The following is a 25,960-nucleotide window of genomic DNA, read 5'->3' as shown; positions in this document are numbered from 1 at the left end:
GGAATGGAAGCGAAACGGGCATCCGGCCGTTACGGACGGGCCGGGAGGGCGCCCGCGTCATCGGCTTTGGCGGGTTCCGGCACTGAAGCGGACTTCCGCAGCGGCCGGTTTGGCAGGAGGGGGGCAGCTTCCTCCCGGCCCGCGGTCTGCCAGTTTGTCGGCTACAAGAACAGCGGCAAAACGACGATGATCTGCGGATTGATTCCGCTTCTTCGGGCCAAAGGATGGAGCGTTGCCGTCATTAAACACGATGCCCATGAATTTGAGGCGGACCGTCCGGAAACCGACACGTGGCGGCATCGGGAAGCGGGCGCCGGGGCGGTCGCCATCACCGGGGCAGAGCAGTCTTTTATACTGGAATCCCGAAGCAGGGAGCTGGCGGATTTGATAAAGGGCTTTATGCGTTACGATTATGTCCTTGTGGAAGGCTTCAAGGATGAGAAGTATCCCAAGATCGTGCTGATACGGGATGAGGGGGATTTGGAGCTGACCGAACGGCTGACAAATGTGACGGCAGTTGCAGCTTGGGGAAATATTTCCGAAGCCATGCTGGAACGCCGGCCTGCGGGGCAGCGGCGCTTTGGAATTAACGATACGGACGAAATCGCCGACTATTTATGGCGGGATCGAGCTTTTTTCCAACATTTCAATATATGAAGAATTCACAACAACAAGCGCATCATTCATCATATCCGCGAACTTGTCACAGTCTAAACCATGCTTGCCTGCAACTGCCCAATCAAGCGGAAAAAGGGTCCCATGGCAAAAAGAAGCGGCTTCGTCTTCCCTATTGGGGTTGCCGAACCGCTTCTTTTTGATATAGGGCCGTTTTGCGCTCTCCTGCCCGGATACCGGCAAGTCCGTCGTTCCGCTCAAGATTCATGCCGCCGCTCGATGGCTTCGGACATCGTCTTGTCGGTCAAATGCGCGTAAACCTCTGTCGTCTCGGTGGAGGCGTGGCCTAGCTGCTCTTTGGTCTTGTAAATATCGTTCTGCAAATAGTAATCGGTAGCGAACGAGTGCCGCAGCTTATGGACGGTTAAATAAGGCTTGCCGAACCGTTTGGCGTACTTGATGATCATCTCCTGAATGGCTCGTTTGGTCATCCGCTTGCCTTCCAGGCTGCCGTTGGGTTTGGCTATGAACAGTGCCTTTTCCTTCTTGGGCGTCTTGTACCGGTGCTGACGCAGGCTCAAATAATGCTGCAAATCATCCTTGGCCTGTTCCCGGAAATAAACCGGAGTCTTGAACGTTTCGTCGTTATGGCCTTTGCGGTAAACATACAATAGCTTGTTGTTCAAATCCAGGTCATCGACGTTCAGATTGACGATTTCCGAGACGCGCAGTCCCGAGTTGAGAATGAGGCTGGCAATGCAGGCATCCCGCTCCCGGTTCAGCATAAACGCGTAATGGGCTTGCTTATTTCCTTCCACGTCGCGCCCGTAGCCCTCAAGAATATAGCCGACGAATTCGAGCAGCTCATCCTCTTCCAGGATTTTGCCTTTCAGCTTGGCAGCGGTATCCTTCGGCTTGTGGATTCTTTTGATTTCGACCTTGGCCATAATGTTGCGTTTCAGCAAAGGATAGAAATTGTCGTCCTCGGCGATTTGGCTGAGGTAATGGAACAGGGAGCGGAGGGCGGAAAGCTTGCGGGACACGGTAATTTTTGAATTCGTATCCTCCGTCCGCGTAGTCAAGAACAGCCGGTAGCCGACTATACTGTCCATATGCAGCGTCTCCAGCTCCAGCAGAGTGACCCCGGCGTTGGCGTCGGCCTGCGACAATCCTTCTGCGCGCAGCCAGCCGAAAAAAGATTCATAATCCCGCACGTACTCCAGCAGGGTGGAAGGCGAGAGGTCCGGAAGCTTGTAATCGATGAACTGCTGAACGAACCAGGGCATCAGCGGCAGCTTCAGATCCAGCTTTTTCCGGTCGCTAATTTTTTGTATGCTCATGAGGTCACCTTTTTTCCCAGATTGTTCTTCCTGTCACCTATTTTAGCATGTTCAGGCCGGATTTACTTTTCCCGGCTCCGCCTTGCTCCGGGAGGTTCAAAGTTATATCATGTGAAGGAATAGAAAAAAGCGACATGCAGAGGTGAACCCTTTGGAACTTGGACTTGAGCTGGTTCCCGCCGAGCGGAAGCAGATTATAAGCAGACTCATGCAGTTCTATCTGTACGACTTCACCCGTTACCTGGATCTCGACGTGGATCGTGACGGCGCGTATCCCGCTTATCCCGGTCTGGAAGCCTACTGGAACAGCGGCCATAATAAATATGCCTACCTCATAACGTGCGACAGCCGTCCGGCCGGATTTGCGCTAGTTGACCGTCTGCTGCGGAGCAGCGAAGGACAGTTTTACATGACAGAGTTTTTTGTGATGCAAAAATACCGCCGCACCGGCGTCGGAAAATGGGCGGCGCACCGGCTGTTCGACATGTTCCCCGGCGACTGGAAAGTTTCACAGATCCGGGCAAACGAGCCTGCCCGCAGCTTCTGGCACAGGGTGATCGGCGAATACACGCAGGATACGTTCCGGGAAAAGTTCAATTCCCAGCAGGGGAATCCAAGCCAGTATTTCAGTACGCTGAACGCCGGCAAGGTCAATAAATGATACAGACAGGAGCGGATATTCATGTATTTACCTTCTTTCAGGTTGGATGGTAAAAAAGCGCTCGTTACCGGAGCTGGAAAGGGCATCGGCCGCGCGCTGGCCATCGGGCTGGCTGAAGCCGGCTGCGATGTGGGTCTCCTCTCCCGGACGATCACCGATTTGGAGGAAACATCGGCCCTGATCTCGGAGCATACTTCAGCCAAGAGCTACTGCTATCCGGCAGACGTCACGCAGCGCGAACAGATGGAAGAAGTCTTCGGGCGGGCCGCGGCCGATCTGGGCGGGCTGGATCTGCTCGTTAACAATGCGGGCATGAACATCCGTACACCCGCGCTTGAAGTGACCGATGTGGAATGGGAGGCCATTATGGCCACTAATCTGAAATCGGCGCTCATCGGCTCGCAGCTGGCGGCGGGCTTGATGAAAGAGCAGGGCGGAGGAAGCATTATCAACATTTCATCCGTGGGCGGGCATACTGCGCTGCGGACCGGCGTAGTTTATGGCGCGACCAAAGCGGCAATGATCCAGATGACCAAAAATCTGGCGCTGGAATGGGCCCAGTACGGAATACGCGTCAACGCGGTAGGACCCTGGTATTTCCGTACTCCGCTTACCGAAAAGCTGCTGGCGGACGAGCAGTATTTGAAGCGGATTCTGGACCGTACGCCTCTCGGCCGCATCGGCAGCCTGGAGGAACTGGTGGGGCCGGTTGTTTTTCTGGCATCCGACGCGGCTCATTACATGACGGGGCAAACGCTGATCGTGGATGGTGGCATGAGCATTTTCGGATTTTAAATTTAGCATCGGCAATCCGGTATAACCGGGTTGCTTTTTTTTGGCTTCTCCCATGAGATTCGCCAGTTACGACGGGCGAAAGCTCATTGACAATAGATGGAACGGACTCTATAATCAACATTGTTTAATTGATTAAACAGTGTTCAAAGTTGAATGGAGGGACCTCGGCCATAATGAAACGGCATGAGCGGCAGGAACGGGAGCGGGATGAAAGACGGCAGGCTATTTTGGATGCGGCAAGCCATATTACGGCAGAAGAAGGATTGGAACGTCTATCCATCCGGAAGATTGCGGAGAGGATCGAATACTCGCCGGGCATTATTTATCACTATTTTTCGGGGAAAGAAGCCATTGTCGAGCAGCTCCTTCAGCAGGATTATCAGGAGTTCGTCTCGGAACTGAGTGCTGCGAGCGCGAAAGAGACACGCCCGGAGCTGGTATTCTCGCAGACGATGCGGCGTTTCATTGAGACAACGCTTGCAGACGGTTCCAGTTACCGGAACATTATGCTGAATGAATCGCCTTCCGTGCTTTCGCATACAGCCGTGCTGTTTCGCGGAGCTTCGGAGCAGCGGCCTGCCATCGGCATGCTGTGCGGGATTTTGCGGAATTTTGAAAGCATGCGCGCTAAAGAAGACAGCGATATCGAATTGACCGCTCAGATTGTCTGGAGCGCCGCCTTTGGCCTGATTCTCCGTCTGACCGTTGAGAAGGAGATACCTGCTGAACAAAGAGAGAAGCTGATCGACGGGTATATTGAACTGATGCTGGCTGCCGTTGCGGACCCGAACAGAGGATGAATGAAATGACGGAAGGAAGAAGAGATATGAAGAACATAAGGCTGATCACTCTGTTATCAGTCTTGATTATTGCGTTCGCGGCGATTGCTGCGGGAGCCGGGCTGCTGCTTCCGGGAGGCCCGGGTGAACATTCTTTTATGTCGGTCCGCGGTGAGTCCGTAACCCTTTACGGCCAAGGATTATACAAGAACGAATCGGTTTCGATGGCCGCACAGGCGAAAGGCCAGGATATGGTTACCTTGGCGCTTGGAATTCCGCTGTTGTGCATTTCGCTCATTATGACCGGAAAAGGAAAAAGGAACGGACATTTGCTTCTTGCCGGAACGCTCGGCTATTTTCTGTATACCTACGCTTCTTACGCTTTTTTATCCATGTACAATTCGATGTTCCTCGTCTATACGGTTTTGTTCTCAGCCAGTCTGTTCGCTTTTATCCTCACTTTGAATTCCCTGCAGAAGGACCGAGACCGCTTATTTAAAGACACTCTTCCCGTCAAAAGAATCGGCATTTTTCTACTGTTCATCGGCTGTTCCATCGGCTTGCTGTGGATTGGCAAAATCCTGCGTCCCGATCCCGTCAGCGGCGCGCCGCTCGGTCTGGAGCATTACAGCACCCTGGTTATTCAGGCGATGGACCTCGGTGTCGTTGTACCGCTAAGTATTGCGTCAGGCGTTCTGGTGCTCCAAAGAAAGACCATCGGATTTTTGCTGGCGTCCGTGATGATTGTGAAAGGTATTTCGCTCTTAATGGCGATCACCGCCATGCTTGGCGCGATGCTGTATGCGGGCGTGAACGTTTCTCTTGCGGAGCTTATTCTGTTTCCGGGCTTTACAATATGGGCGTTATATAATTTTGTACTGCTGTTGAAGCATACACGGAAACTGGCATAAGGATCTTTAATGATGCGGAAGCGAGGAATTGGAATGAAAACGTTAATTTTGTTCACGACCAGACACGGCTGCACGGCAAAGGCTGCGGGTATGCTGCAATCACGGATGGGGCAGGGGGCGGACACGATAAATCTGATGACGGACAGCGTTCCCGCGCTTTCAGAGTATGAGACGGTCATTCTGGGCGGGTCGATTTATTATGGCGGGATTCAGAAGCAAATGACCGAATTTATCAAAAAAGAGCAGTCGCAGCTCGCCTCCAAAAGGATCGGATTGTTTCTATGCGCAGCCGAGCCGGGAGAGAAAGCGCTGAAGGAACTGGAGGAAGCGTTCCCGGAATTCTTGCGGGCCCGGGCTAAGGCTGCGGACGTGTTCGGTAATGAACTGGATTACAGCAAGCTGTCGCTGCCGGAGAAGCTGGTTTTTCGGGCGGTAAAAGGCAAACGCAGGAGGGGAGACGGCTTGTCCTCCGATAAGATCAACAAGTTTGCTGCAAAAATGCTCGGATAATGAGGAGTTGCCGTGCGGGATTTAATGTGCTATTATTTGCACATTAAATCCACTGCAGGGGAGCATACATTTCCGAATGGCCCAAGTCAAAAGATTCGGATACGGCCTTCAGGCTTTGATCATTTTGGCTTCGCAGGAAGAGCAGTATTCCAGCGCCGAAATGGCTGGGCAAATCCGCTGTGAGCCGACGGCGCTGCGCAAGATTCTGGCCCGTATGACCGAAGCGGGGATCATCGAAGTGAAGCTGGGGAGAGGCGGAGGTTACCGGCTAGCTAAGCGGCCGGAGACAATCACGCTGTCTGAGGTGTACCGCTCCGTTCATGAGGATGAGCCGCTTTGGGATGGAATGTTGGAGACAGCCGAGAACAATTTGTTCGGGAACAAAGTTCGAGGATCCTTCGCTAAAATTATGACTGATATTGAGATTCAGGTATCCAGGGTGCTGGAATCCTATACGGTGGCGGATATGATGGAGTGAAAGTGATATGGAAAAATCCAATGGCCTCAAATCGCATCTTAAATTTACGTTTACCCTGCTGACGGGAATTCTCGGAGGCGTCTTGTTTACGCTGCTTCGTTTGCCCATTCCTTGGCTGCTCGGTCCGATGCTTGCGGTACTCATCGGTTCCAACACGGCAAAAGGCTATTACGGCTGGCCGGCTGCGGTACGAAATACCGGGATGATTATTGTCGGCTACACGATCGGCCTCGCGCTGACGGTCTCCGCTATAAGAGAAATGTCCCGCGAGCTGCCGAGTATGCTGCTTATGACGGCCGCGTTGATTTTATTGTGCGGGGGAATTGCCGCCGCCGTATCCAGACTGTCCGGATGCGACTTCAGAACGGTACTGATCGGCAGCATACCGGGTGGACTTACTCAAATGCTTATTTTGGCTGAAGAGACCGAAGGAATCAACATGACCGTAGTTACCGTAACTCAGGTTATCCGGCTGATGATGATCATCATCACGGTGCCGGTGCTGGTGTTCGGACCTTTAAACGGCGTAAGCGGCGGGACCGCTGCTCAAATCCCGGCTTTGTCTGCCGTCCATGCCACATGGACCGGATTGTTTCCGAACATATTTATCTTTGCGGCTGTGAGTGTCGTGTGCGCGGTAGCCGGGAATAAAGTCAAATTTCCGACTCCGTACTTGCTTGGACCGGCCATCGGAACAGCTGTAATCCAGCTAAGCGGATTGTCCGGCCCCGCGCTTCCCGTCCCCGTTCTGGATGCCGCGCAGCTCATGATCGGCGTATATGTGGGGCTGCTGCTGAAGCCGGCGGGTCTGGAGCATAAAGTGCGGACTCTTGTTCTGGCGCTGGGCAGCAGCGTGTTATTGATTGCGGGAGCCTTCGGCTTGAGCGAAATTCTAAGAATTTATTCTTCCGCTTCGCCTGCGACGGCACTGCTGAGTCTGGCGCCAGGCGGCATGGATCAAATGAGCCTGATTGCCCATGAAGTAAACGCAAATCTGCCGATGGTGGCTGGATACCAGCTGTTTCGGACCTTTTTTATCTTTTTCGCCGTTCCGCCGATGCTGAAACTGTTCTTCCGGGTGTGGGATCGGACAAAAACCGGCGGGCGGCAACCTGAGCGGCAGGCAGAATAATTCGAATAAATTGACGTAATGAATATTATGTTAACTTGATTACACTAAACTTTCACTACATGAAAAATTCATAACAAAAATGACCCAGCCAAGTCAAACACCCCCGCCTTTACGTAAGCGTAACGGCGGGGGTGTTTCCCTATCATACAATGGCTTATTGAAGAACGCTTCCCGTTTCAGAAGCCGAGTTCTTATTTTTTTCCAATACAAGACTCCAGGCAGTGAGCACGACTGCGGCGGTGACCATCAGGGCGCCGATCCATGCCGTATGAATCAGTCCGAGCGTATCCGCGATAATCCCGCCTAAATAAGCCCCTAGAGCAATGCCCGCATTAAATGCGGCAATATTGACGGCGGAAGCCACATCGACGGCTTTTGGCGCGTATCGTTCAGCCAGTGTAACGACATAGATCTGAAGACCGGGCACATTCATGAACGCCAGCAGTCCCATGCCGAATATCGTTATCAACCCCAAAACTTTAAATGGAGCAGTAAAAGTAAGAATGAGAAGTACAAGAGCCTGCAGAATGAACATGCGGAGCAAGGCCGAGAGCGGATTGCGGTTGGCCGCTTTTCCTCCGATAACGTTGCCGATAGCGATCGCAATTCCGTAGAGCAGAAGAATCAAGGCCACAGTCGATTGCTGAAAGCCCATGATGTCATGCAGCAGCGGCGAAAGATAGGTGAAGACGACAAAGGTGCCGCCATAACCGAGCGCGGTGATCAGGAACGCCAGCAGCAGCCGTCCGTTCGTCACAAGCTTAACCTGTTCGCGCAGCGGAGTTTTGCTGCCTTTCCGCAGGTGGGAAGGAACAAGGAACATATTGGCGATAAACGCAATAACCCCGATGATAACGATTGTGATAAAAGCGGCACGCCACCCGAGCTGCTGACCGATAAAGGTGCCGATAGGCACGCCGGTGACCGTCGCTACGGTCAGTCCCGAGAACATAATGGCAATCGCGCTGGCCCGCCGGTCTTCAGGCACGAGATCCGCCGCGATTGTCGAACCGATCGACATAAAGACGCCATGTGAGAGAGAAGAGATGATGCGGGCAATGAGCAGCAGTGTAATTCCGCCCGAAAATGCGGCCAGTGTATTGCCGGCGAGAAAAACGAGCATAATTCCTGCGAGTAAGGTCTTTCTGGGTACCCCGGAGGTCAGCGAAGTGAGTACGGGAGCTCCGAAAGTGACTCCAAGTGCATACAAAGTAACGGTTAAGCCAGTTAAGGTCACCGAAATATGAAAATCTTCAGCAATTAAGGGCAGAAGCCCCACACTGATAAATTCGGTTGTGCCAATGGCAAAAGCGCTAATGGCCAAGGCTAGCAGCGCCAGCTTGCTTCGATTCGATTCCTGTGACATGTTCATCACTCCTATATGGTAATTACCAGCCGGTATATGTTATTATGTAGCCAACTATCATTATTGAATAGCACGTACTTTAAAGTACCGTAGGCACTAAAAAGTGCCTATAAATAACCGAACCTAACCTGGAGGCGGATAAATTATGACTCAAAAGAAATACAATATTCCGGTGGAAGCGACCCTTGAAATCATTGGAGGCAAGTGGAAATGTGTCATTCTGTGCCATCTTACGCACGGTAAGAGACGGACGAGTGACCTAAAGCGTCTGATGCCCGCAATCACGCAAAAAATGCTGACCCAGCAGCTCAGAGAACTGGAAGAACACGGCATCGTGAACCGGATCTGCTACAATCAAATTCCTCCCAAAGTGGAATATGAGCTGAGCGAGTACGGCTGGAGCCTGAAGTCGATCCTGGATTCCCTGTGCGCATGGGGGGAAACACATATTATCAAAGAGTACGGCGACAAATTCGCTGTGCTGGAAGATAATATTTTGAACAAGAACAGTATGGTTAAGGACAACCAGCCCGTTGGCTGATCCGCGTCAGCAGGGGAGCGTTATGCCGCGTTTTTAGATCGAGAAGCTTGAAATCGCCAATCTCGCCGTCCATGGGGACGGCTTTTTCTTATTCACCGCAACGGGTTCGAATCGTTTCCAGCATTACAATTGACAATATTCAACAATGTGAAAAATTCAGAATAAAATGACTAGCGTCATTAGTTCCAAACGTCATAAGTTACATAACAAATATTATGTTAACTATTTAAAGTGGACGCACCAATCCTTTTTAAAGCGACTTCACTTACGATCAACTTTCTAATTATTATATTTCATCATATGAAAAATTCATAATAACAAACAACAAATCAATCCTCTTCCTTGTCACATTACAGTAATCCAATCATTCAACTCTCCCACAAAACTCTCAAAACAGAAAAAGGGCGCCGGCAGGCACCCTTCATATCCGATTATTTCGCAAAATGCAGAAATACTTTTCTGTCTACTGTCAGACCACTTTTTTATTGCTTTCCATATGGCGGATATCAAAAGATCGTTCCCGAACAGCCAGACGGCGGTGAGCGGTCAGCAAAAAAGGCAGACCGAGCGCGGTCGACAGCGCAAGTGGGATGAACAGGGGAAGTCCGCGTTCCGCACCCAATTGGTCAAGCAGCAGGCCTCCGAAAATCGGCGCAATGATGCTGCCTATACCGTTGAAGCCGATCGTGCCGAAGTAAGTTCCTTTCCATTCCGGTTTGGCGACCCGGTCGATCAGCATGTCCATCATCGTGAACAGCAGCACTTCGCCAATCGTGAACAGCACGACGCCGAACATCAGCAGGGGCAGGCCCCCGGCCAGTCCGAACAGAATCATGGATACCGAAACGCACACATTGCCGAGGATCAGCGGAATAACCGGCGGAAAGTTTCGAAATGTACGTACAACGGGATACTGGACGACGAGCACGGTGATTGCATTTAGCGACAGCATGTAGGAGAAGGCCTTTCCGCCATTCGCAAAATGCGTATTAAGCACCAAATACTGTGCCAGTGTCGAGCCGAAATGACCGTAACCCAGCACGCAAAAGATTGTGCCGAGCAGAATCGGCAAAAACACGCGGTCCCGTCCCGTTACGGCGAGCGCTTCGCGCAGCCGGGGTGCCTGAGTCGTGGAAGGCGCCGGCAGATTCTTGCCATGAACGGCGAATTGCAAGACGAGCACGAGCCCGTAGGCGATATAGACGATGGCGGCGATCAGGAACGGAAAGGTCGACTGTGCCGAACCAAGCTGCAGGCCAATGATCGGACCGAAGACGACACCGAGATTGACGGCGGCGTAGCGCAGATTGAAGACAAGCAGCTTATGTTCTCCGGGTGTAATATCGGACAGCAGAGCCCGCGAGGTCGGCTCGAAGACGGCCCGGCATAATCCATTCAGCGTGTTGACAATCAGAAACACCCACAGATGGCCAGCCAAGGCGAAGCCCACGAACACCGCGGCCCAGCTGAAAATGGACACGAGCATTACTTTTTTGCGCCCGATAATATCCGAAATGTAGCCGCCATAGAATGATATCGATACGCCGGCGAGCGAGCTGACCGCAATCGTAAGACCGGTCTGCGTTGGCGATGCGCCCAGTACTTTGGTCAAATAAATGGAAAGAAAGGGGATGCTCATCGAGGTGACCAGCCTTCCGAACATAGTCCCGATAATGATGGTCCATGCGAGAGGATGAACATGGCGTAACGTTTGTTTCATGGGGTTCTCCTTCAAAGCTTTAGTATTGTCATCCAATAGAGGATATAGATATAATTGTAATATTAAAAAGGGGAAGGAAAAGTGAAATCTTACATGAGATGATTTCACCTTTAAAGGAGTGAGGTAGGTGGAACTGAGTGACGCCCATTTTATGCGGTTGGCAGCCGCTCTGCAATCTCCCGGAAGACAGGAGGAGCCGGTTCGCGTGACAATCGAGCAATTGTCCGGCCTGCTCTGCTGCACACCGCGCAACGTGAAGTTCATTCTGCGGCGGCTGGAGGAGAAAGCGCTGATATCGTGGAAGCCGGGCAGGGGAAGAGGACATGCCTCGTCGCTGGCTTTTTTGCGGAGTACGGAAGACATACTGGAAGAGACCTTTCAGGAGCTGCTTGCCCAAGGGAAAATAAAAGAAGCGATTGAGCTGATCGGAGCACCCAAGGTAAGCAATCTCCTAAGAGAAAGGCTGTGGACCGAACTTAACCGGCAGATGGGCTTTCACAGCGAGCCGGAGACGCCGTCGGGGCAAGACGTACTGCGTATGATGCGGAACCGCAATTTGGAGAGACTGGACCCGGCATTTGTATTTACGGCATTTGAAGCGTACATAATTGGACAAGTCTGCGATACACTCGTGAGTTATGATGCCGCTAGCGGGAAGTTCCTTCCGGGGCTTGCCCATACATGGGAGCACAGCCGAGACTACACCCGTTGGACCTTTTACTTGCGGAAAGGAGTCCGTTTTCATCATGGGAAGACGATGACGGCGGAGGATGTCAAATATACATTGGAGCGGCTGTTTCAGGTGAACAGTCCCTCGCTGTGGCAATACCGGGACGTTGCAGAGGTGAAGACGGAAGGCGATTATGCGATTTGCTTTTGTCTACGCCGTCCGAACTTGTTCTTCTTGCATTTGGCCGGAAGCCTCTACATGTCTGTTCTGCCCAGCGACGATGTTTTCTCGGAGATCCCGGTCGGTACCGGTCCTTTTCGTGTCGCCAACCTTAACGAAGATGTGCTGACGCTTACCGCATTCGACAGCTATTATGGCATCCGGCCGCTGTTGGACAGAGTAGAGGTCTGGTTTTATCCGGATAAAAAAGGCATCGACCGTCACTATGAGCTTCCCGGAACGGATACCGACGAGAAGATGCCCTGGAATCAAAATAACAGCAGCATTGACTACCCGGCGCTCGGCTGCCGGTATATCGTATTCAATTTGCGGCGGGAAGGGGTCCATCACCGGAAGGAGATCCGCCAGGCTCTTCGCATTGTGTATGACCGGGTCGCCCTGATTCGTGAACTCGGGGGAACCCGTTATACGCCTGCCAAAAGCTTCCTGCCCTGGATCAGCAAACAGCGGCGGGTGGAGGAGGGAAGGCTTGAGGAAGCCGCGGATCTTCTGCGCTGTGCGGGATATGCGGGGGAGGCGCTGCAGCTTGTTTATGGGTCCAAGAAGGAGGAGGGCGAGGAAGTTGAATGGCTGCAGAAGCGGTGCCGGGCCGTTGGCCTGGACATCCGGCTGTATCCGCTGAACCCTGGCAGATCTGCGAAGGAGATTTTGCAAGAAGCGGATTTGCTTATTTCGGAGGAGGTGCTGGAAGATGACTGGGAGTGGGGGATGATGAATTTTTACAAAAATGAACAGAATTACCCGCACCTCTTGTTGGGCCCTGCGGAAACCGATTCTTTGGACAGCGCACTGGAAGATGTTTTTCAGCTCTCCTCGCAGGAACGCGCCGCCAGCCTGCTTCAAGCAGAGTCTCTTGCCCGGGACAACTTCTGGATACTCCACGGCTGCCATCTCAACAAAAGAGCGAATCTCAGTCAGAGTCTGCTCGGTCTGCATACCGGCTCGTTCGGGTTTTTGGATATTTCCAAGCTGTGGGTGAAGAGCGGGGAGGAGAAAGATTTGCAGGCTTAAAATGGGTGACAGTGGGCGACTTTAAGCTGAAGGGCAGATAGTTTCAGGATTTCGCAAATACTTCCTATAACGGATTAATTGCGTGCTTCGTAGATAAGACGTTATAAGAAATCCCTGTAATGCATATTTAATCGATAATAGAAGGAATGATTATTATTAAAAGACCTATTGTAATTCTAATATTAATCGGTATTACATTTGGATTTATTGGGTGGTATTTTTTCAGTAATAGTTTCTCAATTAATAGTAGAGATGTAAAAAGTATAACGTTAGAATGCGTTCAAGAGTGTATTGGAATGGATGACAGACCATTTCTTGAAAAGACTATTACCGATAAAAACTCGATTAATTTATTTATAAAGGCAATTAACAATTCAGAAAAACTAAGTGGAAGTCTTGATTATGGTGTGATGTTTCTAATACGAATATCTTTTAGTAACCGTACGATAAAAGAATTTCATTTAAACATTTCTAAGAATAAAGAAGCAATATATGGATTACTTGTAAGTTCATCAAATAGTGAACAAGGTTACAGAATACTTGAAAAGTCAACGAATGATTTAAGGGATATTATTTATATTGAATGATTACTTGTAAGATATTGCTTCGAAGGCGGGGACATCTTATAACAATGTGTTCACGCATCGGGTCGGCTACGCCGCCTCTCGGTCTCCAGGAGAAAAGTCGGGGAAGTGGATTCAGGCGACGCATCCGCACCACCTAACCGCATCGCGGCCGGCTCCAACGGAGCCTTAAGGTGGTGGGACGTCGTGAACACGAGAACGTTATAGGAAATCAGCGCAATATGTTAAAAACATTGAAAAAGGAAATACGAATGACAAAGAAAAAATCAAATACCCCAAGACATAAAAGACTTAATCGTGATGGTAGATTGCAAGCAGCAAAAAGCTGGTTAGTTAAATACAACGGAAATAATAAAGTAAGAGGATACAGTAAGCATTTTGCGGTTGACTTGTTATGTGCTGCTCAAGAGTTAAAGATGCTAGGAATATTAGTTGAAGAGAAATATATAAAACAATTGGAAATTGATAAGGAAAGACGAATTAAAAATAATCAACAAAAGAAAGAGAAAAAACAATTAGAAGAATATTATGGACAAGACGAAAATGATTTTTTTGAATATTGGGTTCACTGAAAGTGGTGAGGCCTTATAATGCTCCCGTAGGTTGAGACACAGGAGCGTGATAAATAAGTTATAATAAAGCCATGGAAAAACGGAACCGATACACCCCAGAGTTTAAAACGAAGGTTGTGCTGGAGGTCTTGCAGGAAGAGCAGACCGTGAACGAGATTGCCGCCAAATATGAAATGAGTCCCGTGATGATTAGCCGGTGGAAAGCCGAGTTTCTGAGCCGGGCGTCCATGGTGTTCGAGAAAGGGACGAGTGAAGCGGACAAGATGAGAAAGGAGTATGAAAGCAAGCAGGAACGCCTGGAAAAGCTGGTCGGACAACTTACCGTTGAAGTCGACTGGCTCAAAAAAAAATCTGGCCTCAAATGAACCCTTAGCCGAGCGTAAGGCCATGGTCGAACGAGATCATCCGAAGATCAACATAAAACGGCAAGCCACACTGCTCTCTGTGAACCGGACGAGCGTGTATCGGCCTGTGAGCGAGAAGCAGCCAAGTGAGGAGAACGTACAGATCATGCATCGGATCGATGAGATCTACATGAAGCACCCTTACTTTGGTTATCGCCGGATGACAAGGTCCCTGAAGAATCAAGGCTATTCTGTGAATCGGAAGCGTATACGCCGCCTGATGCAGCTAATGGGCTTAGAGGCGGTGTATCCGAAGCCGAACCTCAGCAAGCGTCTGCATGCCAAGTACTGCCGACCTTACCTGCTTCGCGGGCTTACCATTGATCGCCCCAATCAGGTCTGGGGAATCGACATTACGTACATCCGTATGGGCAAAGGATTCATGTACCTGTTCAATATTATTGACTGGTACAGCCGCAAAGTGATCGACTATGAGCTATCCAGCACACTGGAGAAAGGCTTTGTTTTGACCTGCCTGAAACGCGCTTTCCGGCACTGTAAGCCGGAGATTATGAACAGCGACCAAGGCTCTCATTTTACCAATGCCTCTTACTTGGAACTGCTTGAAAAAGAGAATGTAAAAGTCTCGATGGACGGCAAAGGCCGCGCGACGGACAACAGCCGAACGGAACGATATTTCAGGTCTCTAAAGTACGAGTGCATCTTTTTAAATGAGTTTGAAACACCCCGTGAATTGCGGAAAGGCATTACGAATTACGTGAAATTCTATAACGCTGAACGTCCACACCAAGCGCTGAACGAGGTTTCACCAGATACTGTATATTCGCAATCGTTGACCCGAAAAGCTTCTTAAACCCTACCATTTCAAACCAGAGAGGAGTTAACTTATTTTCTCTCAATTCGTGTCTTGACAATGGGGAGCATTACACCTCGTCATATCAATACAAGAACGTTATATGTTGGGGTAAGTATTTAAATACATTTGAGGGAGTGTCTTCGATGAAAATAGGTTTGTTAATTATTGATATGCAAGCAATCCATCTAGAGGATCTAGAAAAGAAAATAATAGATAGAGCTTGCGAGTATATCAATTATGTGTCAGATTTGCTTCGTTCTAATGATCATGTAGTCATACATGTTCAAGACATTGAAGGTCTTAAAGAATCAAATAGAGATTTATATAACAGTGTTCCAGAAATTCAAATCAAAGATAAAGACTTGATACTGACCAAAGAAAACTCGAATGCATTTTGGAAGACAGAATTAGAACAAATTTTATTGAATCAAAGCGTAGAGTTTATAATAATTTCAGGATTTGCTGCAGAGCATTGTGTCTTATTTACCTATAACGGAGCCATTGAAAGAGGATTTAAACCTGTAATATTACAAAATGGAATCTTAAGTAATAAAAGTGATGTGATAACTTCAACATACCGGGATAGAAACTTGATCTCTTATCCTGTAATTGAATATTTAATAAATAAGTAAAGCAGGAAGGCAACTCAAGGAAGGCCCCAACAGCATATAACAATGTATTCACGCTTCGGGCCTACGGCCCTCGGTCCGCCAGATGGAATATCGGGGAAGCCAGGGATCAGCGGACACACCCGCACCACCTAACCGCGGTCGCGGCCGGCTCCTTCGGAGCCTTAAGGTGGTGGGGCGTCGTGAATATCAGAACGTTATTTGAAACCTCTGGAATAGTTATAAACATAAAATTCATTATTGAACAGATTTAGTGTCGCAGTCCCCCGCCTCTAAGCCAACAGCGAAGGTGGGGGTTAGACACGCTAGCTTCACCAAACATACGTTCTTGTGTTATACTAGACCCATCAAACTTGCGATGGAGGCGTGTCTCATGAAGGTGGTCAAAACACTCAAACATCCGATTACGTCTCACCACCGCATGCTAGATGCGACTCTCCTTGTGTATCAAGAGGCGCTGTCGTTCTTGATTACGGTCATTCAAGAGCAGTTTATGGCCTTGGAATCGTTATCCACCCAAGCGGTTGTGACGGCGGTAGAACGGCTGACTCACCGTACCAGGCACAATCCGAATCCGCTCTACGCCGAGTTTGATCAACGCTTTTATAAGTTTCCTTCTTACTTCCGCAGAAGTGCCATTGCCGAAGCGTTTGGCATTGTGAAAAGTCATCATTCCCGTTTTCAGCTTTGGCAAGCCGAGCGGAAACACGCCCAGCAAGAAGGGAAACGCTTTTCGAAGAAAGCGCCGATACTCCAATCTCAACATCAGGCGTTCCCTTGCTTGTACAAAGGCAACATGTTCATCCGAACCTCCGATCGGGCAGCCAACATCAAGATATTTCATCAAGGCGATTGGGTATGGCTCCCCATTACCTTTAAGGAGCAAGACCTATTTAAACGTAACGTGTGGAGCATGAAAGAATGCAGCCCCACATTGGTTCGGAAAGGAAAACGCTATGCCCTTCATATCGCCTATGAGGGGGATGTGAAGCTGACTCAGGCGGAACCTTCCAAGCAGCGGGTGTGCGCCGTTGATTTGGGGTTAACGAATTCCGCAGTCTGTTCCGTGATGGACGCTAACGGCACTGTCTTGGCGAGGACGTTTATCAACCAAGCCAAAGAAAAAGATCGGATGCGCCAAATCATAGGCAAACTGAAACAAGCCCAGCGACAATCCGGTATAGGGGCAAAACCGAATTTCTGGCGGCGGATGACCGGCTTACAGACGCATATCGTCCACGATACCGCGCATCAAATCCTCGCCTTTGCCCAAAAACACAGCGCAGATGTCATTGTCATGGAGTATTTAGGGAAGATGCGTCTGCCTAAAGGAACGTGGGGAGCCAAGCGGCTTCGTGCCAAACTCCAGTTTTGGGCGAAACGGCGCATCCAAACAAAAGTGACCGAAATGGCGCATTTTCTGGGGATGCGGGTTTCCATGGTCAACCCTGTGAATACAAGTGCGCTTGCTTTTGATGGCAGTGGATTTGTACAACGAAACACGAAGCGGGATGTTGCTGTATTCGCAACAGGCAAAATGTATCACGCGGACCTTAATGCCTCGTATAACATCGGCGCACGGTACGTGCTACGTAATATACAAAAAGCCACATCTGAAAAGATGTGGTTGTCCTTGGAGGCCAAAGACCCTTCATTGGCAAAACGAACGTATTGGACGTTGGCTTCCCTCATTCGGGTGCAACAGGCGTTGAGCCTTCAATTATGAAGCTCGCAAGCGTGTGCAACCCTGTATCGATGCCAACAGAAGCCCCCACTTCATGCGTAAGCTAAGTGGGGGAGAGTTCACTAAACATAAAGATATAAACAAGGTAAAAAAATAACAAGTATATAAGTTAGGTGGTTGATTGATATATGGATACTTACATTTGTCATGTTTGTGGATATCCTGAGTTGAATGAACCACCTTGGGGCATCAATGGTGAATCCTCTAGTTTTAATATTTGTCCATGCTGCGGCTTCGAGTATGGATATGATGACTGTCAACTTGAAGCATATGAGAAGAATAAACAAAAATGGATTAATTCAGGTGCAAAATGGTTTGACGAGGATATTAAACCTGGTGGATGGAGCATAGATACTCAATTAAAAAACATTAAAATGATTCCACAACACCTATTACCAAATCACTTAAAAATAGGGGGGGGAATTACTCAAATCACATCATAATAATGACTAAAAGGAATTAAGATATTAAATAAAACTATAGATAAAATAAAAATGACATTGAAATTATTCGAAGAGGCCAGAGGCATCAGATAACATAGCATTCACGCTGCGGGCCAGCAAGCTGTCCCTTGGTCCGCCCGAGGATTTTCAGGAAGATAATTCGGGTGGACACACCTGCACTATCTAAGTGGCGGAGCCACCCGGCCCTGGCGGGCCTTAAGCCAGTGAGACGTCGGGAATACAACAAGGTTATAAGAACTCCCTCAGAATCATAAAATAATAGTTAAATACTAACGGAGGCATGATAATGGAATATCTGGACATGCTTCGCTCTACCAGTCTAGCGACACAAACAAGAATTGAAGAGATCTTAAAGAATTACTACGTACAACCAGTAGGAACAGGGTACATAGATCTTATCACTATGAATGAATATATTGAAAGTCTGATAACAGATTTAACGAAAGTAAATATTATTATTCACGCGGTAAGTTGGTGGTGTCACTGCACGAAAGAGTCAGAAACCAAGTTAGGATGCCCTCATGGAATGGGTGGACCTTACAGTGATTACTTCGATGGATGGTTCAGTGAGACGCAAATTCCCTTATTTGATATTGATGAACAAGAACTAAAGAAAATTAATAAATTAAATCTTGTAAAAGAAGTAAAGGCTTATAACGATCGAATTAATACCTATATTAAGAAACATTTTTCTAAGAGCAAAGACTACAGTGAATGTATGGTTCCAGCCTTATGGCTGTTCGTACCTGAAGAATGGAATAGAATCATATATCAAATAACATAATTTTCAGGTAATGCTTCGAAGAGGGGGACATCTTATAACACAGCATCCACGTTGCGGGCCGTACGGCCTTAGTCTGCAGAAGTTAAGGCGAAGAGGTTATAGCACCAGACAACCCTGCGAGGCTAAGTCTTCGACCCGGCGCTAGCGCGCCTTAAGCCTCTCGGGTTCGTGAATGCGGAAACGTTAAGTGAAATTACTGCACGACAAACCTCTATAAAGACAATATAAAAACAAAAAATAAATTTCCAAAGAAATAACCCCTATAAAAGCGTTATAAAATGAGCTATACTGAGGTAAGAATAAGAAAGGAGCCGTGCGGTAACACGACTCCCACGTACAATAACTGCATAAAGAGCAGTCGGCCACACAAGATAGGTCGAGAAATAGACCGTTACCTTAGGGAGGGCGGTCTATTTCTTTTTCATGTAGGTAAGAAGCGCCAAAATGAACATGCTGAACATGAGCATTAAGGTGAGAGCATCTTTGACCTCCATGGGCATCACCTCCCTTCCGGGAGATTAGCCGACCGCCCTTTTAAGCCGTATATTGTACTCAAGAATTATAACATAATAAAACCAAATAAAGACGAAAATACTATAACAAGCTTAGTAAAAACACAAACAACAATATAGAATCTATTTGAAATACTTTAATTGAAGGTACCTCAAAGAAGGCAGTAACATCACTTAACATTACATCTACGCTGCGGGGCATTCGCCCCTTGGTTGTCAGAAGTTATGTACTTAGAAGAATATTCAGACAACACACGACCCGGCCTAAGATAAGAACTATCTAAGGCCGGGTCGCGTCGTAGATGCGGAAACGTTATGCGAAATGACCTAAACCATGAAAGGAGAAAAAATATGTATCAATTCCCCATATTAGGAACAGATAGATTTGTACTAAGACAGCTTAAACAAGACGATTCAAGAGAAATATTTCAATATTTCTCTTTGGATGAAGGTACATAATTTTATGATTTGGAGAGTTTTACGAATATTGAGCAAGCAGAAGAACTAATTGATAGATGGAATCAAAAGTTTGAAAGAAATCAGGGCATTCGCTGGGGAATCACTTTGCGATCGGAAAGCAGAGTAATTGGAACATGTGGATTTCATGGATGGATGAAAAATCATTATAAAGCTGAAATTGGATATGAATTAACACCAGAATACTGGCGGCAAGGTTATATGACTGAGGTGATTCAGAAGATAATTGAATTCGGATTTAACAATCTTGGATTAAACCGTATTGAAGCATTTGTAGAACCAGAGAATGTGGGATCAAGAAAGGTGCTTGAGAAAATTGGATTAAGTGAAGAAGGGACATTGAAGGAACATTTTTATTGGAGGAATCGGTTTGTTGAAACTGTCATATATGCAATACTTAAGAAAGATTATAAAGTGAGTTAAGTAGTGGGATTAATCAAAGAAGAGGCCGCTTCGCCTAACACAGTATCTACGCTTCGGAGCCTACGGCTCCTTGGTCTGCAGGAGTTCGGTTCGAGGAAGCCGGTTCAGCAGACAACCCTGAACTGCCTAACCGCGTCGCGGTCGGACCCTTCGGGTCCTTAAGGCAGTGAGGGTTCGTGAATACATCAACGTTAGGCGAAATTGTGCACTAGTCTTAAAGCATAAAGAAAATAATTATTTGTGAGGTGAACTCAAATGGACTTGCGATTGAAATTTAATGAAGATGTAGTTAATTATGATAAATGTCGACCAACATATGTTGCGGAGTTGTTTAATGATATTATCCATTATTCGGGTCTAAACAGTACAAAAAATGCACTTGAAATAGGAATAGGGACAGGTCAAGCAACGTTACCAATTTTGAAAACAGGCTGTAAAGTAACGGCTGTTGAGCTTGGTGGAAAATTAGCTGAGTTTACAAAACAAAAGTTTTCACAATTTAGTAACTTTAAAGTGATTAATATTGATTTTGAAAGTTTTACTACTGATGACAATAAATACGATATGATATATTCTGCAACTGCTTTTCATTGGTTACCACAGGATATTGGTTTTACAAAAGTGCATAGTCTGTTAAATCACGGTGGTACAGTTGCATTATTTTGGAATCATCCAAGTGCTATTGGCAAAGATGATACTATGCACATTGAAATTCAAAAAATATATAAAAAATACAAGCCTTTTGGCGACAAATCACCGGAAGAGTTTGATGAAAAAACTTGTCAGCAGTATGCAGATACTATGAGAAAATATGGTTTTTCTAATGTTATTACAAAAATTTACCGTCAAACACGGAAGCTACATGCAGAAGACTATATTTCGTTATTGAATACATACTCAGATCACAGATCTTTACAGATGGATGTTAAAAACGTATTAGAAAGTGAAATAGCAACTGTAATAGATAAGTTTGGCGGTATAATCAATATTTACGATACTATGGATTTATATTTAGGAAAGAAATATTAACTAATAAAATAAGTATTACTTATGGCTAGTGGTAATTTCCGTGTACAACATCGTCTAACAAAGCTTCTTCGCAAGGGTGAGCAAAAAGAGCGCTCACCACATCCAGTACCCCCACCGAAAGAAAGCGGACGATTTAAAGTGGCGGGGTACTGGACGTCGCAGAAGCAAGACGTTAGCTGAAATCGTCGAAAGCGTTTTAAAAAATATTATACCAGGAGAATTTTTATGAAACCTATAAGAAACTCAGCGAAAGCAATTATTATTGATAATAATAAAATACTTCTAACAAGAAATCAGGACGAGAAAGGTTTTTTCTATCTCTTTCCAGGAGGAGGACAAGAAAAAGGAGAAGAGCTGAAAAGAGCAGTATCACGTGAATGTATTGAAGAATTAGGGTGTGAAGTAGAAGTAGGGGATATAGTCTATATTAGAGAATATATTGGTAAGAATCATGAGTTTTCGGAATGGGATTACGATGTTCATCAGGTAGAGTTTTATTTTGAATGCACAATTAATAACAAATTTGAAACTTTTAATGGAACAAATCCAGACAAAGATCAGGTCGGAGTTGAATGGATTGAAGTTGATAAATTAAGTAAAATTAGAGTTTATCCTCTTAAATTGGTTGAACAAATACAGAATAAACAAATAAAACCCATTTATTTAGGAGATGCGAATTGAAAGAATAGGGTACAATTAAATTATTTAGAGAGTGGATTCGAAGAGGCCGACGACATCAGCTAACAACGCATTTCCGCTGCGGGCCGCCTTTCGGCGTCGGGAATGCAAGAACGTTAACTGAAATTCCAGCAAGAGCATAATTGTGGGGAATATCAAGGGAGGAATTGATTTGCCTTGGCCTATGGTTCATTTTGCAATTTCAGAAATCTTAACGGATGGTAATTCTACTCCAGATCTTTTATTAGGCAGTATCGCTCCGGATGCCATACATATGAGAGGCCACGTATCCAGGGAAGAAAAAGGCGTGACCCATCTCGTACATAACGATAAATTACCGGCCAAGGAAGTGATCATGGAGAAGTGCCGTGAATATTTGTTGAAACGACCCGGAGACGGAGTGGAAGGAATTTGTATTGGGTTACTTTTCGCATATTTATACGGAATTAAGATGGACGGATACCGTGTATGAGGATTTTGAAAATAACTATAAAGGCGAAAAAAACGATATACGGAAAATATATAACCATGAAGTTAGCCAAGTAGAATTTAATCTTTTAAGATCGATGGATAGCACAGAAAAATTATTCGCATTACTCTTAAAGGCTAAGGGATTTACAATCGATCCATTTGTTATGCAGCTTGAAGTTAATCAGTATAGGGATAGAAAGGTAGAATGGCTGCAAGATCTAAAGAATGAGCCCCGAATCAAACCGATTTATTTTAAAACTGACAAAATAAATCGCTTTATTAATGAAACCTCGAAGGAACTAAAAGAGTTATTAAATGGAATATAGAGTATTTCGAATAAGGCGGGAACATCAGTTAACAATGTATTCACGCTGCGGGTCGTTCGGCCCTGGGTCTGCCAGAAGATAATTCGGAGAAGTGGAAACAGGCAGACAACCCTACGGGTTCGTGAATACCAGAACGTTATACGAGAGCACTTTAAGTCTTACCAAAACAAAAACATTCATTAAGAAATGAATAACTAAGAAATAGGTGATGTTGAATGAGCTGGGATGTAACATTTATGAAGCTGAATATGAAAGTTAGTAGCGTTGAGGATATAGATGATGAGATGACTGAAGAACTAGGAAACAGAGAAGAAATAATAAATATGATAAGTAAGCTATTCCCGGATGCCGATTTTAGTGATCCTTCTTGGGGATTACTGGAGCAACCAGGCTATTCTGTGGAGTTTAATATCCCAGAAGAGAACAATATTACAGAGATCATGCTACATATACGAGGTGATGAAACCTCAATCGAAGTAATTAGGAAAATCCATGATAATACTTCCTGGGCGGCAATTGATGAAGAAATTATCGACTTTAATAATAGTCCTGAGAAGGGTTTGAAAGATTGGCAAAATGCTAGAGATTTATTAATCAAAGAAGTGAGTACAAGAAAGAAGAAATGGTATGAATTTTGGAAGTAACCCAAAGAAGAAAGGGCCTTCGTATAATAAAGCATTCATGCTGTAGGACCTGTCGGTCCCTTGGTCTGCGGGAGTGAAGTCGAGGAAGCAATTGGCAGGCTGACAACCCTGCGAGGCTAAGTCTTCGATCCGTTCGCTAGCGCTCACTTAAGCCTCTCGGGTTCGGGAATGCGTAAACGTTATACGACATCATCCTTTATATTCTGGGGGTAGAAGCATCGAATGCATTACACACCTAAGAAATGCCTAAGGAAGTTTGTGAATACGACAACAGATATTTATATTGAACGGCAGCTATTAAAGGCGGTTTCATTTGATAATAAATCAATTGAATATATTGTAGGTATTATTGTTGATGATATCGCTGCTAATAGAAGATTTCGAAGAGTGGAATGTTTGAAAATTCTAAAAAGAATAATTAAAAATCGTAGTTCTGATAAGATTTACAGTAAAGATCTTTTAAGGAATTTATTCTATCTTTATCAGCATTTTATCCTTAACTACTAAGAGTCTGAACACATTGTTAATAGATTGCTAAGATATCCAATAAGAAATGGACAGGTGACCGATTGGGCACGCGATGTATTAATGTCTGGTAAGCTTCGAGATCGGATCTCTGAGGTGATTGGAATCTTAATCGATGAGGAAATTCCTAACTTTGTTCAGGAAGACAATACAATTATTATGTGGGCAATATATTATGCTAAATGTTCAAAAGCTCAAAAAAGAAAATTAATAATAAGACATCTTGATTATGAGAACTATTCACCTGCATTAGAAGTTGCTAGTAGGTTGGGTATTGGGGAGATCTCTAAAGAATTACTACAACATTATCGAGGGCTTCTCAAAAGAAGAGATGACGTCGTATAACAAAGCATTCACGCATAGGGCCATTCAGCCCTCGATCCGTAGATGTATTTCGAGGAAGCTAGAACTGCGGACAACCCTGCACCGACTAACTACGCAAGCGCAGCCGCTTCCTTCGGAGCTTAAGCTGGTGAGGGTACGTGAATGCAATTCGATGAAGACAATGGCATCAGATAACACCGTATTCACGCGTCGGGCCTGACGGTCCTTGGTCTGAAACATCCACAAAAGTATAAAACATAATAAAGCAAAAAAATTAAAAGATTAATGGAGCATTCATAATGGATTATAAGGATCAATTACTATACACCAAAATCCTTAAGTTTATTTGTGTTGGAGGTAAAGTTGAAGGAGTAAGATTCGGGGCAGTTCCTCAAATTCTAATAACATGTTCGGATAATAACCAAGAACGTTAAGTGAAATTACTGCTGATAAAGCCTTTATAAAGGCACTTTAAATACAAAAATAAATGTCTAAAGAAAATCCCCCTATAAAAGCGTTATAAAATGAGCTATACTGAGGTAAGAATAAGTAAGGAGCCGTGCGGGAACACGACTCCAAAGTACAATAACTGCATAAAGAGCAGTCGGCCTCGTAAGACAGGTCAGAAATAGACCGTTATCCTAGCCAGGGCGGTCTATTTCTTTTTCATGTAGGTGAGCAATGCCAAAATGAACATGCCAAACATGAACATTAAGGAGAGAGCATCTTTAACCTCCATGGGCATCACCTCCCTTCTGGGAGACTAGCCGACCGCCCTTATAGCCGATTACTGTACTCAAAAATTATAACATGGGAAATTAAATAAAGAATGATAAATTACTATTAAAACTCTATAAAACATGAGATTAACGACTAACAGTATGAAATTGAAATGTTGGTTGTCAGGTGTAATAGCATAGAAGTATATCAGACAACACACGACCCGGCCTAAGATATGAGCTATCTAAGGCCGGGTCGTGTCGTAGATGCGGAAACGTTATACGAAAGGACGAAGGAAAATTATTAAACCATTAAAAACAATGGAGGTGTGTGCATTTGAGGTTTAAAGCAGTAATCTTTGACAAAGATGGGGTTATCATAGATACACAACCAATTCATTATAGAGTATTTTGCGAATTCTGCGATAAATTTAGTTGGAATATTACAAAGTCTGAATATGAATCATATATAGGAACGACTTCAATTGAAATGTTTCATAGAATTAAAAAGCGATATTCATCAAATATTGATGTTAGTGAATTAGTTGATATGTTTCAAGATAGATACCTAGCTATTATTGAGTCTTTGAAAGATGAACGCCCCATATTGGGTGTCGATATACTTATTAAGCAATTGTATTCAAATGGAATTCAGTTAGCAGTTGCATCATCTGCGACGAGAAGGAAAATTAAATTGGTATTAAACATGTTTAACTTAAGTACATATTTCAGATCAATAGTTAGTGGATACGAGGTTGAAAGATCGAAACCATCACCTGATATCTTTCTAAGAGCTGCTAAGGATCTGAATATTCATCCGGAAGAGTGCATTGTTATAGAAGATTCTACTAACGGAATTTTTGCTGCAAAGGCTGCAGGTATGAGAAGCATAGGTTATCAAAATCCGCTAGGTCAACAAGATTTATCTATGGCGGATTATACCATTAGCAATTTCAATGAATTGATAGAGAGTGAATTTAGTAAGGGCATTTTTGGAGTATATCAGGGACCCTTCATATAACAACGCATTCATGCTGCGGGCCGGCAAGCCGACCCTTGATCTGT

At 45.9% G+C, this 25,960-nt stretch carries 29 protein-coding genes and 1 pseudogene; 25 read left to right on the top strand and 5 right to left on the bottom strand.

Going from position 1 to position 25,960, the window contains the following annotated elements; translation table 11 throughout:
* Positions 1 to 3: 3 nt before the first annotated feature.
* A complete protein-coding gene (mobB, locus tag PUR_RS14645) occupies positions 4 to 657 on the top strand; it encodes a molybdopterin-guanine dinucleotide biosynthesis protein B (protein WP_179035885.1) in 654 nt (217 codons plus the stop codon).
* Between the two features lie 215 nt (positions 658 to 872).
* On the opposite strand, the gene xerS is transcribed toward mobB, so the two are convergent.
* A complete protein-coding gene (gene xerS, locus PUR_RS14640) occupies positions 873 to 1,955 on the bottom strand; it encodes a tyrosine recombinase XerS (RefSeq protein ID WP_179035884.1) in 1,083 nt (360 codons plus the stop codon).
* Between the two features lie 151 nt (positions 1,956 to 2,106).
* Between xerS and PUR_RS14635 the strand changes: the two genes are divergently transcribed.
* The 7 genes from PUR_RS14635 (at position 2,107) to PUR_RS14605 (ending at position 7,221) form a co-directional block, all read left to right on the top strand.
* Positions 2,107 to 2,616, top strand: a complete 510-nt coding sequence (locus PUR_RS14635; protein ID WP_232101513.1) for a GNAT family N-acetyltransferase — start codon at positions 2,107 to 2,109, stop codon at positions 2,614 to 2,616.
* Between the two features lie 21 nt (positions 2,617 to 2,637).
* Positions 2,638 to 3,411, top strand: a complete 774-nt coding sequence (locus tag PUR_RS14630; protein WP_179035883.1) for an SDR family NAD(P)-dependent oxidoreductase — start codon at positions 2,638 to 2,640, stop codon at positions 3,409 to 3,411.
* Positions 3,412 to 3,584: 173 nt separating this feature from the next.
* Complete coding sequence (locus tag PUR_RS14625; RefSeq protein ID WP_179035882.1) at positions 3,585 to 4,211, top strand: TetR/AcrR family transcriptional regulator; 627 nt, start codon at positions 3,585 to 3,587, stop codon at positions 4,209 to 4,211.
* 26 nt (positions 4,212 to 4,237) lie between these two features.
* Complete coding sequence (locus tag PUR_RS14620; protein WP_179035881.1) at positions 4,238 to 5,101, top strand: hypothetical protein; 864 nt, start codon at positions 4,238 to 4,240, stop codon at positions 5,099 to 5,101.
* A 33-nt stretch (positions 5,102 to 5,134) separates the two neighbouring features.
* The gene (locus tag PUR_RS14615; protein ID WP_179035880.1) at positions 5,135 to 5,611 is read left to right on the top strand and encodes a flavodoxin domain-containing protein; all 477 of its coding nucleotides are present in this window, start codon (positions 5,135 to 5,137) and stop codon (positions 5,609 to 5,611) included.
* A 76-nt stretch (positions 5,612 to 5,687) separates the two neighbouring features.
* Positions 5,688 to 6,089 (top strand): Rrf2 family transcriptional regulator, encoded by a 402-nt coding sequence (locus PUR_RS14610; protein WP_179035879.1) that lies wholly within the window; start codon positions 5,688 to 5,690, stop codon positions 6,087 to 6,089.
* Positions 6,090 to 6,096: 7 nt separating this feature from the next.
* Positions 6,097 to 7,221 carry an AbrB family transcriptional regulator gene (locus tag PUR_RS14605; protein ID WP_179035878.1) on the top strand — a complete coding sequence of 375 codons (1,125 nt, stop codon included), beginning with the start codon at positions 6,097 to 6,099 and terminating at the stop codon, positions 7,219 to 7,221.
* A 154-nt stretch (positions 7,222 to 7,375) separates the two neighbouring features.
* Here PUR_RS14605 and PUR_RS14600 read toward each other — a convergent pair whose 3' ends face one another.
* Positions 7,376 to 8,587 (bottom strand): MFS transporter, encoded by a 1,212-nt coding sequence (locus PUR_RS14600; protein ID WP_179035877.1) that lies wholly within the window; start codon positions 8,585 to 8,587, stop codon positions 7,376 to 7,378.
* Positions 8,588 to 8,732: 145 nt separating this feature from the next.
* Between PUR_RS14600 and PUR_RS14595 the strand changes: the two genes are divergently transcribed.
* Positions 8,733 to 9,128: a winged helix-turn-helix transcriptional regulator gene (locus tag PUR_RS14595; RefSeq protein WP_124693981.1), complete on the top strand. Its 396-nt coding sequence runs from the start codon at positions 8,733 to 8,735 to the stop codon at positions 9,126 to 9,128.
* Positions 9,129 to 9,597: 469 nt separating this feature from the next.
* Here the strand turns inward: PUR_RS14595 and PUR_RS14590 are convergent, their stop codons facing one another.
* A complete protein-coding gene (locus PUR_RS14590; RefSeq protein ID WP_179035876.1) occupies positions 9,598 to 10,848 on the bottom strand; it encodes an MDR family MFS transporter in 1,251 nt (416 codons plus the stop codon).
* Positions 10,849 to 10,975: 127 nt separating this feature from the next.
* On the opposite strand from PUR_RS14590, the gene PUR_RS14585 reads away from it, so the two are divergent.
* The 8 genes from PUR_RS14585 (at position 10,976) to PUR_RS14550 (ending at position 18,767) form a co-directional block, all read left to right on the top strand.
* Positions 10,976 to 12,769, top strand: a complete 1,794-nt coding sequence (locus tag PUR_RS14585; protein ID WP_179035875.1) for an ABC transporter substrate-binding protein — start codon at positions 10,976 to 10,978, stop codon at positions 12,767 to 12,769.
* Positions 12,770 to 12,915: 146 nt separating this feature from the next.
* Positions 12,916 to 13,356, top strand: coding sequence for a YhfM domain-containing protein (locus PUR_RS14580; protein WP_179035874.1), 441 nt, complete (start codon positions 12,916 to 12,918; stop codon positions 13,354 to 13,356).
* Between the two features lie 248 nt (positions 13,357 to 13,604).
* The gene (locus PUR_RS14575; RefSeq protein ID WP_232101512.1) at positions 13,605 to 13,925 is read left to right on the top strand and encodes a hypothetical protein; all 321 of its coding nucleotides are present in this window, start codon (positions 13,605 to 13,607) and stop codon (positions 13,923 to 13,925) included.
* Between the two features lie 71 nt (positions 13,926 to 13,996).
* A protein-coding gene (locus PUR_RS14570) for an IS3 family transposase (RefSeq protein ID WP_442953713.1) occupies positions 13,997 to 15,143 on the top strand; the annotation gives its coding sequence in 2 pieces (ribosomal slippage) (positions 13,997 to 14,268 and positions 14,267 to 15,143; 1,149 coding nt in all).
* Positions 15,144 to 15,289: 146 nt separating this feature from the next.
* Positions 15,290 to 15,778 (top strand): cysteine hydrolase family protein, encoded by a 489-nt coding sequence (locus PUR_RS14565; RefSeq protein WP_179035872.1) that lies wholly within the window; start codon positions 15,290 to 15,292, stop codon positions 15,776 to 15,778.
* 370 nt (positions 15,779 to 16,148) lie between these two features.
* Positions 16,149 to 17,501, top strand: coding sequence for an RNA-guided endonuclease TnpB family protein (locus tag PUR_RS14560; RefSeq protein WP_179035871.1), 1,353 nt, complete (start codon positions 16,149 to 16,151; stop codon positions 17,499 to 17,501).
* Positions 17,502 to 17,647: 146 nt separating this feature from the next.
* Positions 17,648 to 17,962, top strand: a complete 315-nt coding sequence (locus tag PUR_RS14555; protein ID WP_179035870.1) for a hypothetical protein — start codon at positions 17,648 to 17,650, stop codon at positions 17,960 to 17,962.
* Positions 17,963 to 18,269: 307 nt separating this feature from the next.
* Complete coding sequence (locus PUR_RS14550) at positions 18,270 to 18,767, top strand: hypothetical protein (RefSeq protein WP_179035869.1); 498 nt, start codon at positions 18,270 to 18,272, stop codon at positions 18,765 to 18,767.
* Between the two features lie 410 nt (positions 18,768 to 19,177).
* Here PUR_RS14550 and PUR_RS26560 read toward each other — a convergent pair whose 3' ends face one another.
* Complete coding sequence (locus PUR_RS26560) at positions 19,178 to 19,228, bottom strand: hypothetical protein (protein WP_442953839.1); 51 nt, start codon at positions 19,226 to 19,228, stop codon at positions 19,178 to 19,180.
* A 402-nt stretch (positions 19,229 to 19,630) separates the two neighbouring features.
* Between PUR_RS26560 and PUR_RS14545 the strand changes: the two are divergent.
* The 7 genes and pseudogenes from PUR_RS14545 (at position 19,631) to PUR_RS14520 (ending at position 24,197) form a co-directional block, all read left to right on the top strand.
* Positions 19,631 to 20,179 (top strand): annotated as a pseudogene (locus PUR_RS14545) (GNAT family N-acetyltransferase).
* Positions 20,180 to 20,434: 255 nt separating this feature from the next.
* Positions 20,435 to 21,208 carry a methyltransferase domain-containing protein gene (locus PUR_RS14540; protein ID WP_179035868.1) on the top strand — a complete coding sequence of 258 codons (774 nt, stop codon included), beginning with the start codon at positions 20,435 to 20,437 and terminating at the stop codon, positions 21,206 to 21,208.
* Between the two features lie 225 nt (positions 21,209 to 21,433).
* Complete coding sequence (locus PUR_RS14535; protein ID WP_179035867.1) at positions 21,434 to 21,889, top strand: NUDIX domain-containing protein; 456 nt, start codon at positions 21,434 to 21,436, stop codon at positions 21,887 to 21,889.
* A gap of 142 nt (positions 21,890 to 22,031) precedes the next feature.
* The gene (locus PUR_RS26070; protein ID WP_232101511.1) at positions 22,032 to 22,358 is read left to right on the top strand and encodes a hypothetical protein; all 327 of its coding nucleotides are present in this window, start codon (positions 22,032 to 22,034) and stop codon (positions 22,356 to 22,358) included.
* Positions 22,351 to 22,683, top strand: coding sequence for a hypothetical protein (locus tag PUR_RS26065; RefSeq protein ID WP_232101510.1), 333 nt, complete (start codon positions 22,351 to 22,353; stop codon positions 22,681 to 22,683). Before PUR_RS26070 ends, PUR_RS26065 begins: the two co-directional genes overlap by 8 nt.
* Before the next feature lie 215 nt (positions 22,684 to 22,898).
* Positions 22,899 to 23,327, top strand: a complete 429-nt coding sequence (locus PUR_RS14525) for a hypothetical protein (protein ID WP_179035866.1) — start codon at positions 22,899 to 22,901, stop codon at positions 23,325 to 23,327.
* Between the two features lie 561 nt (positions 23,328 to 23,888).
* A complete protein-coding gene (locus PUR_RS14520) occupies positions 23,889 to 24,197 on the top strand; it encodes a hypothetical protein (RefSeq protein WP_232101509.1) in 309 nt (102 codons plus the stop codon).
* Between the two features lie 634 nt (positions 24,198 to 24,831).
* Here PUR_RS14520 and PUR_RS26310 read toward each other — a convergent pair.
* The gene (locus tag PUR_RS26310; protein ID WP_220687457.1) at positions 24,832 to 24,915 is read right to left on the bottom strand and encodes a putative holin-like toxin; all 84 of its coding nucleotides are present in this window, start codon (positions 24,913 to 24,915) and stop codon (positions 24,832 to 24,834) included.
* 317 nt (positions 24,916 to 25,232) lie between these two features.
* Between PUR_RS26310 and PUR_RS14515 the strand changes: the two genes are divergently transcribed.
* On the top strand, positions 25,233 to 25,916 hold the full coding sequence (locus PUR_RS14515; RefSeq protein ID WP_179035864.1) for an HAD family hydrolase: 684 nt from the start codon (positions 25,233 to 25,235) through the stop codon (positions 25,914 to 25,916).
* Positions 25,917 to 25,960 lie beyond the last annotated feature (44 nt).

The organism is Paenibacillus sp. URB8-2, from assembly GCF_013393385.1.
In the GTDB taxonomy this organism is placed as follows: domain Bacteria; phylum Bacillota; class Bacilli; order Paenibacillales; family Paenibacillaceae; genus Paenibacillus_AQ.
Note: the sequence above shows the minus strand (reverse complement) of the source record. Positions and strands in the feature narration are given on the sequence as shown.

Bases quoted from the DNA above. Each gene is read 5' to 3' on its own strand.
- mobB (WP_179035885.1), top strand. From the start codon at position 4: ATGGAAGCGAAACGGGCATCCGGCCGTTACGGACGGGCCGGGAGGGCG.
- xerS (WP_179035884.1), bottom strand. From the start codon at position 1,955: ATGAGCATACAAAAAATTAGCGACCGGAAAAAGCTGGATCTGAAGCTG.
- PUR_RS14630 (WP_179035883.1), top strand. From the start codon at position 2,638: ATGTATTTACCTTCTTTCAGGTTGGATGGTAAAAAAGCGCTCGTTACC.
- PUR_RS14625 (WP_179035882.1), top strand. From the start codon at position 3,585: ATGAAACGGCATGAGCGGCAGGAACGGGAGCGGGATGAAAGACGGCAG.
- PUR_RS14620 (WP_179035881.1), top strand. From the start codon at position 4,238: ATGAAGAACATAAGGCTGATCACTCTGTTATCAGTCTTGATTATTGCG.
- PUR_RS14615 (WP_179035880.1), top strand. From the start codon at position 5,135: ATGAAAACGTTAATTTTGTTCACGACCAGACACGGCTGCACGGCAAAG.
- PUR_RS14610 (WP_179035879.1), top strand. From the start codon at position 5,688: ATGGCCCAAGTCAAAAGATTCGGATACGGCCTTCAGGCTTTGATCATT.
- PUR_RS14605 (WP_179035878.1), top strand. From the start codon at position 6,097: ATGGAAAAATCCAATGGCCTCAAATCGCATCTTAAATTTACGTTTACC.
- PUR_RS14600 (WP_179035877.1), bottom strand. From the start codon at position 8,587: ATGTCACAGGAATCGAATCGAAGCAAGCTGGCGCTGCTAGCCTTGGCC.
- PUR_RS14595 (WP_124693981.1), top strand. From the start codon at position 8,733: ATGACTCAAAAGAAATACAATATTCCGGTGGAAGCGACCCTTGAAATC.
- PUR_RS14590 (WP_179035876.1), bottom strand. From the start codon at position 10,848: ATGAAACAAACGTTACGCCATGTTCATCCTCTCGCATGGACCATCATT.
- PUR_RS14580 (WP_179035874.1), top strand. From the start codon at position 12,916: ATGATTATTATTAAAAGACCTATTGTAATTCTAATATTAATCGGTATT.
- PUR_RS14575 (WP_232101512.1), top strand. From the start codon at position 13,605: ATGACAAAGAAAAAATCAAATACCCCAAGACATAAAAGACTTAATCGT.
- PUR_RS14565 (WP_179035872.1), top strand. From the start codon at position 15,290: ATGAAAATAGGTTTGTTAATTATTGATATGCAAGCAATCCATCTAGAG.
- PUR_RS14560 (WP_179035871.1), top strand. From the start codon at position 16,149: ATGAAGGTGGTCAAAACACTCAAACATCCGATTACGTCTCACCACCGC.
- PUR_RS14555 (WP_179035870.1), top strand. From the start codon at position 17,648: ATGGATACTTACATTTGTCATGTTTGTGGATATCCTGAGTTGAATGAA.
- PUR_RS14550 (WP_179035869.1), top strand. From the start codon at position 18,270: ATGGAATATCTGGACATGCTTCGCTCTACCAGTCTAGCGACACAAACA.
- PUR_RS14540 (WP_179035868.1), top strand. From the start codon at position 20,435: ATGGACTTGCGATTGAAATTTAATGAAGATGTAGTTAATTATGATAAA.
- PUR_RS14535 (WP_179035867.1), top strand. From the start codon at position 21,434: ATGAAACCTATAAGAAACTCAGCGAAAGCAATTATTATTGATAATAAT.
- PUR_RS14525 (WP_179035866.1), top strand. From the start codon at position 22,899: ATGAGCTGGGATGTAACATTTATGAAGCTGAATATGAAAGTTAGTAGC.
- PUR_RS26310 (WP_220687457.1), bottom strand. From the start codon at position 24,915: ATGGAGGTTAAAGATGCTCTCTCCTTAATGTTCATGTTTGGCATGTTC.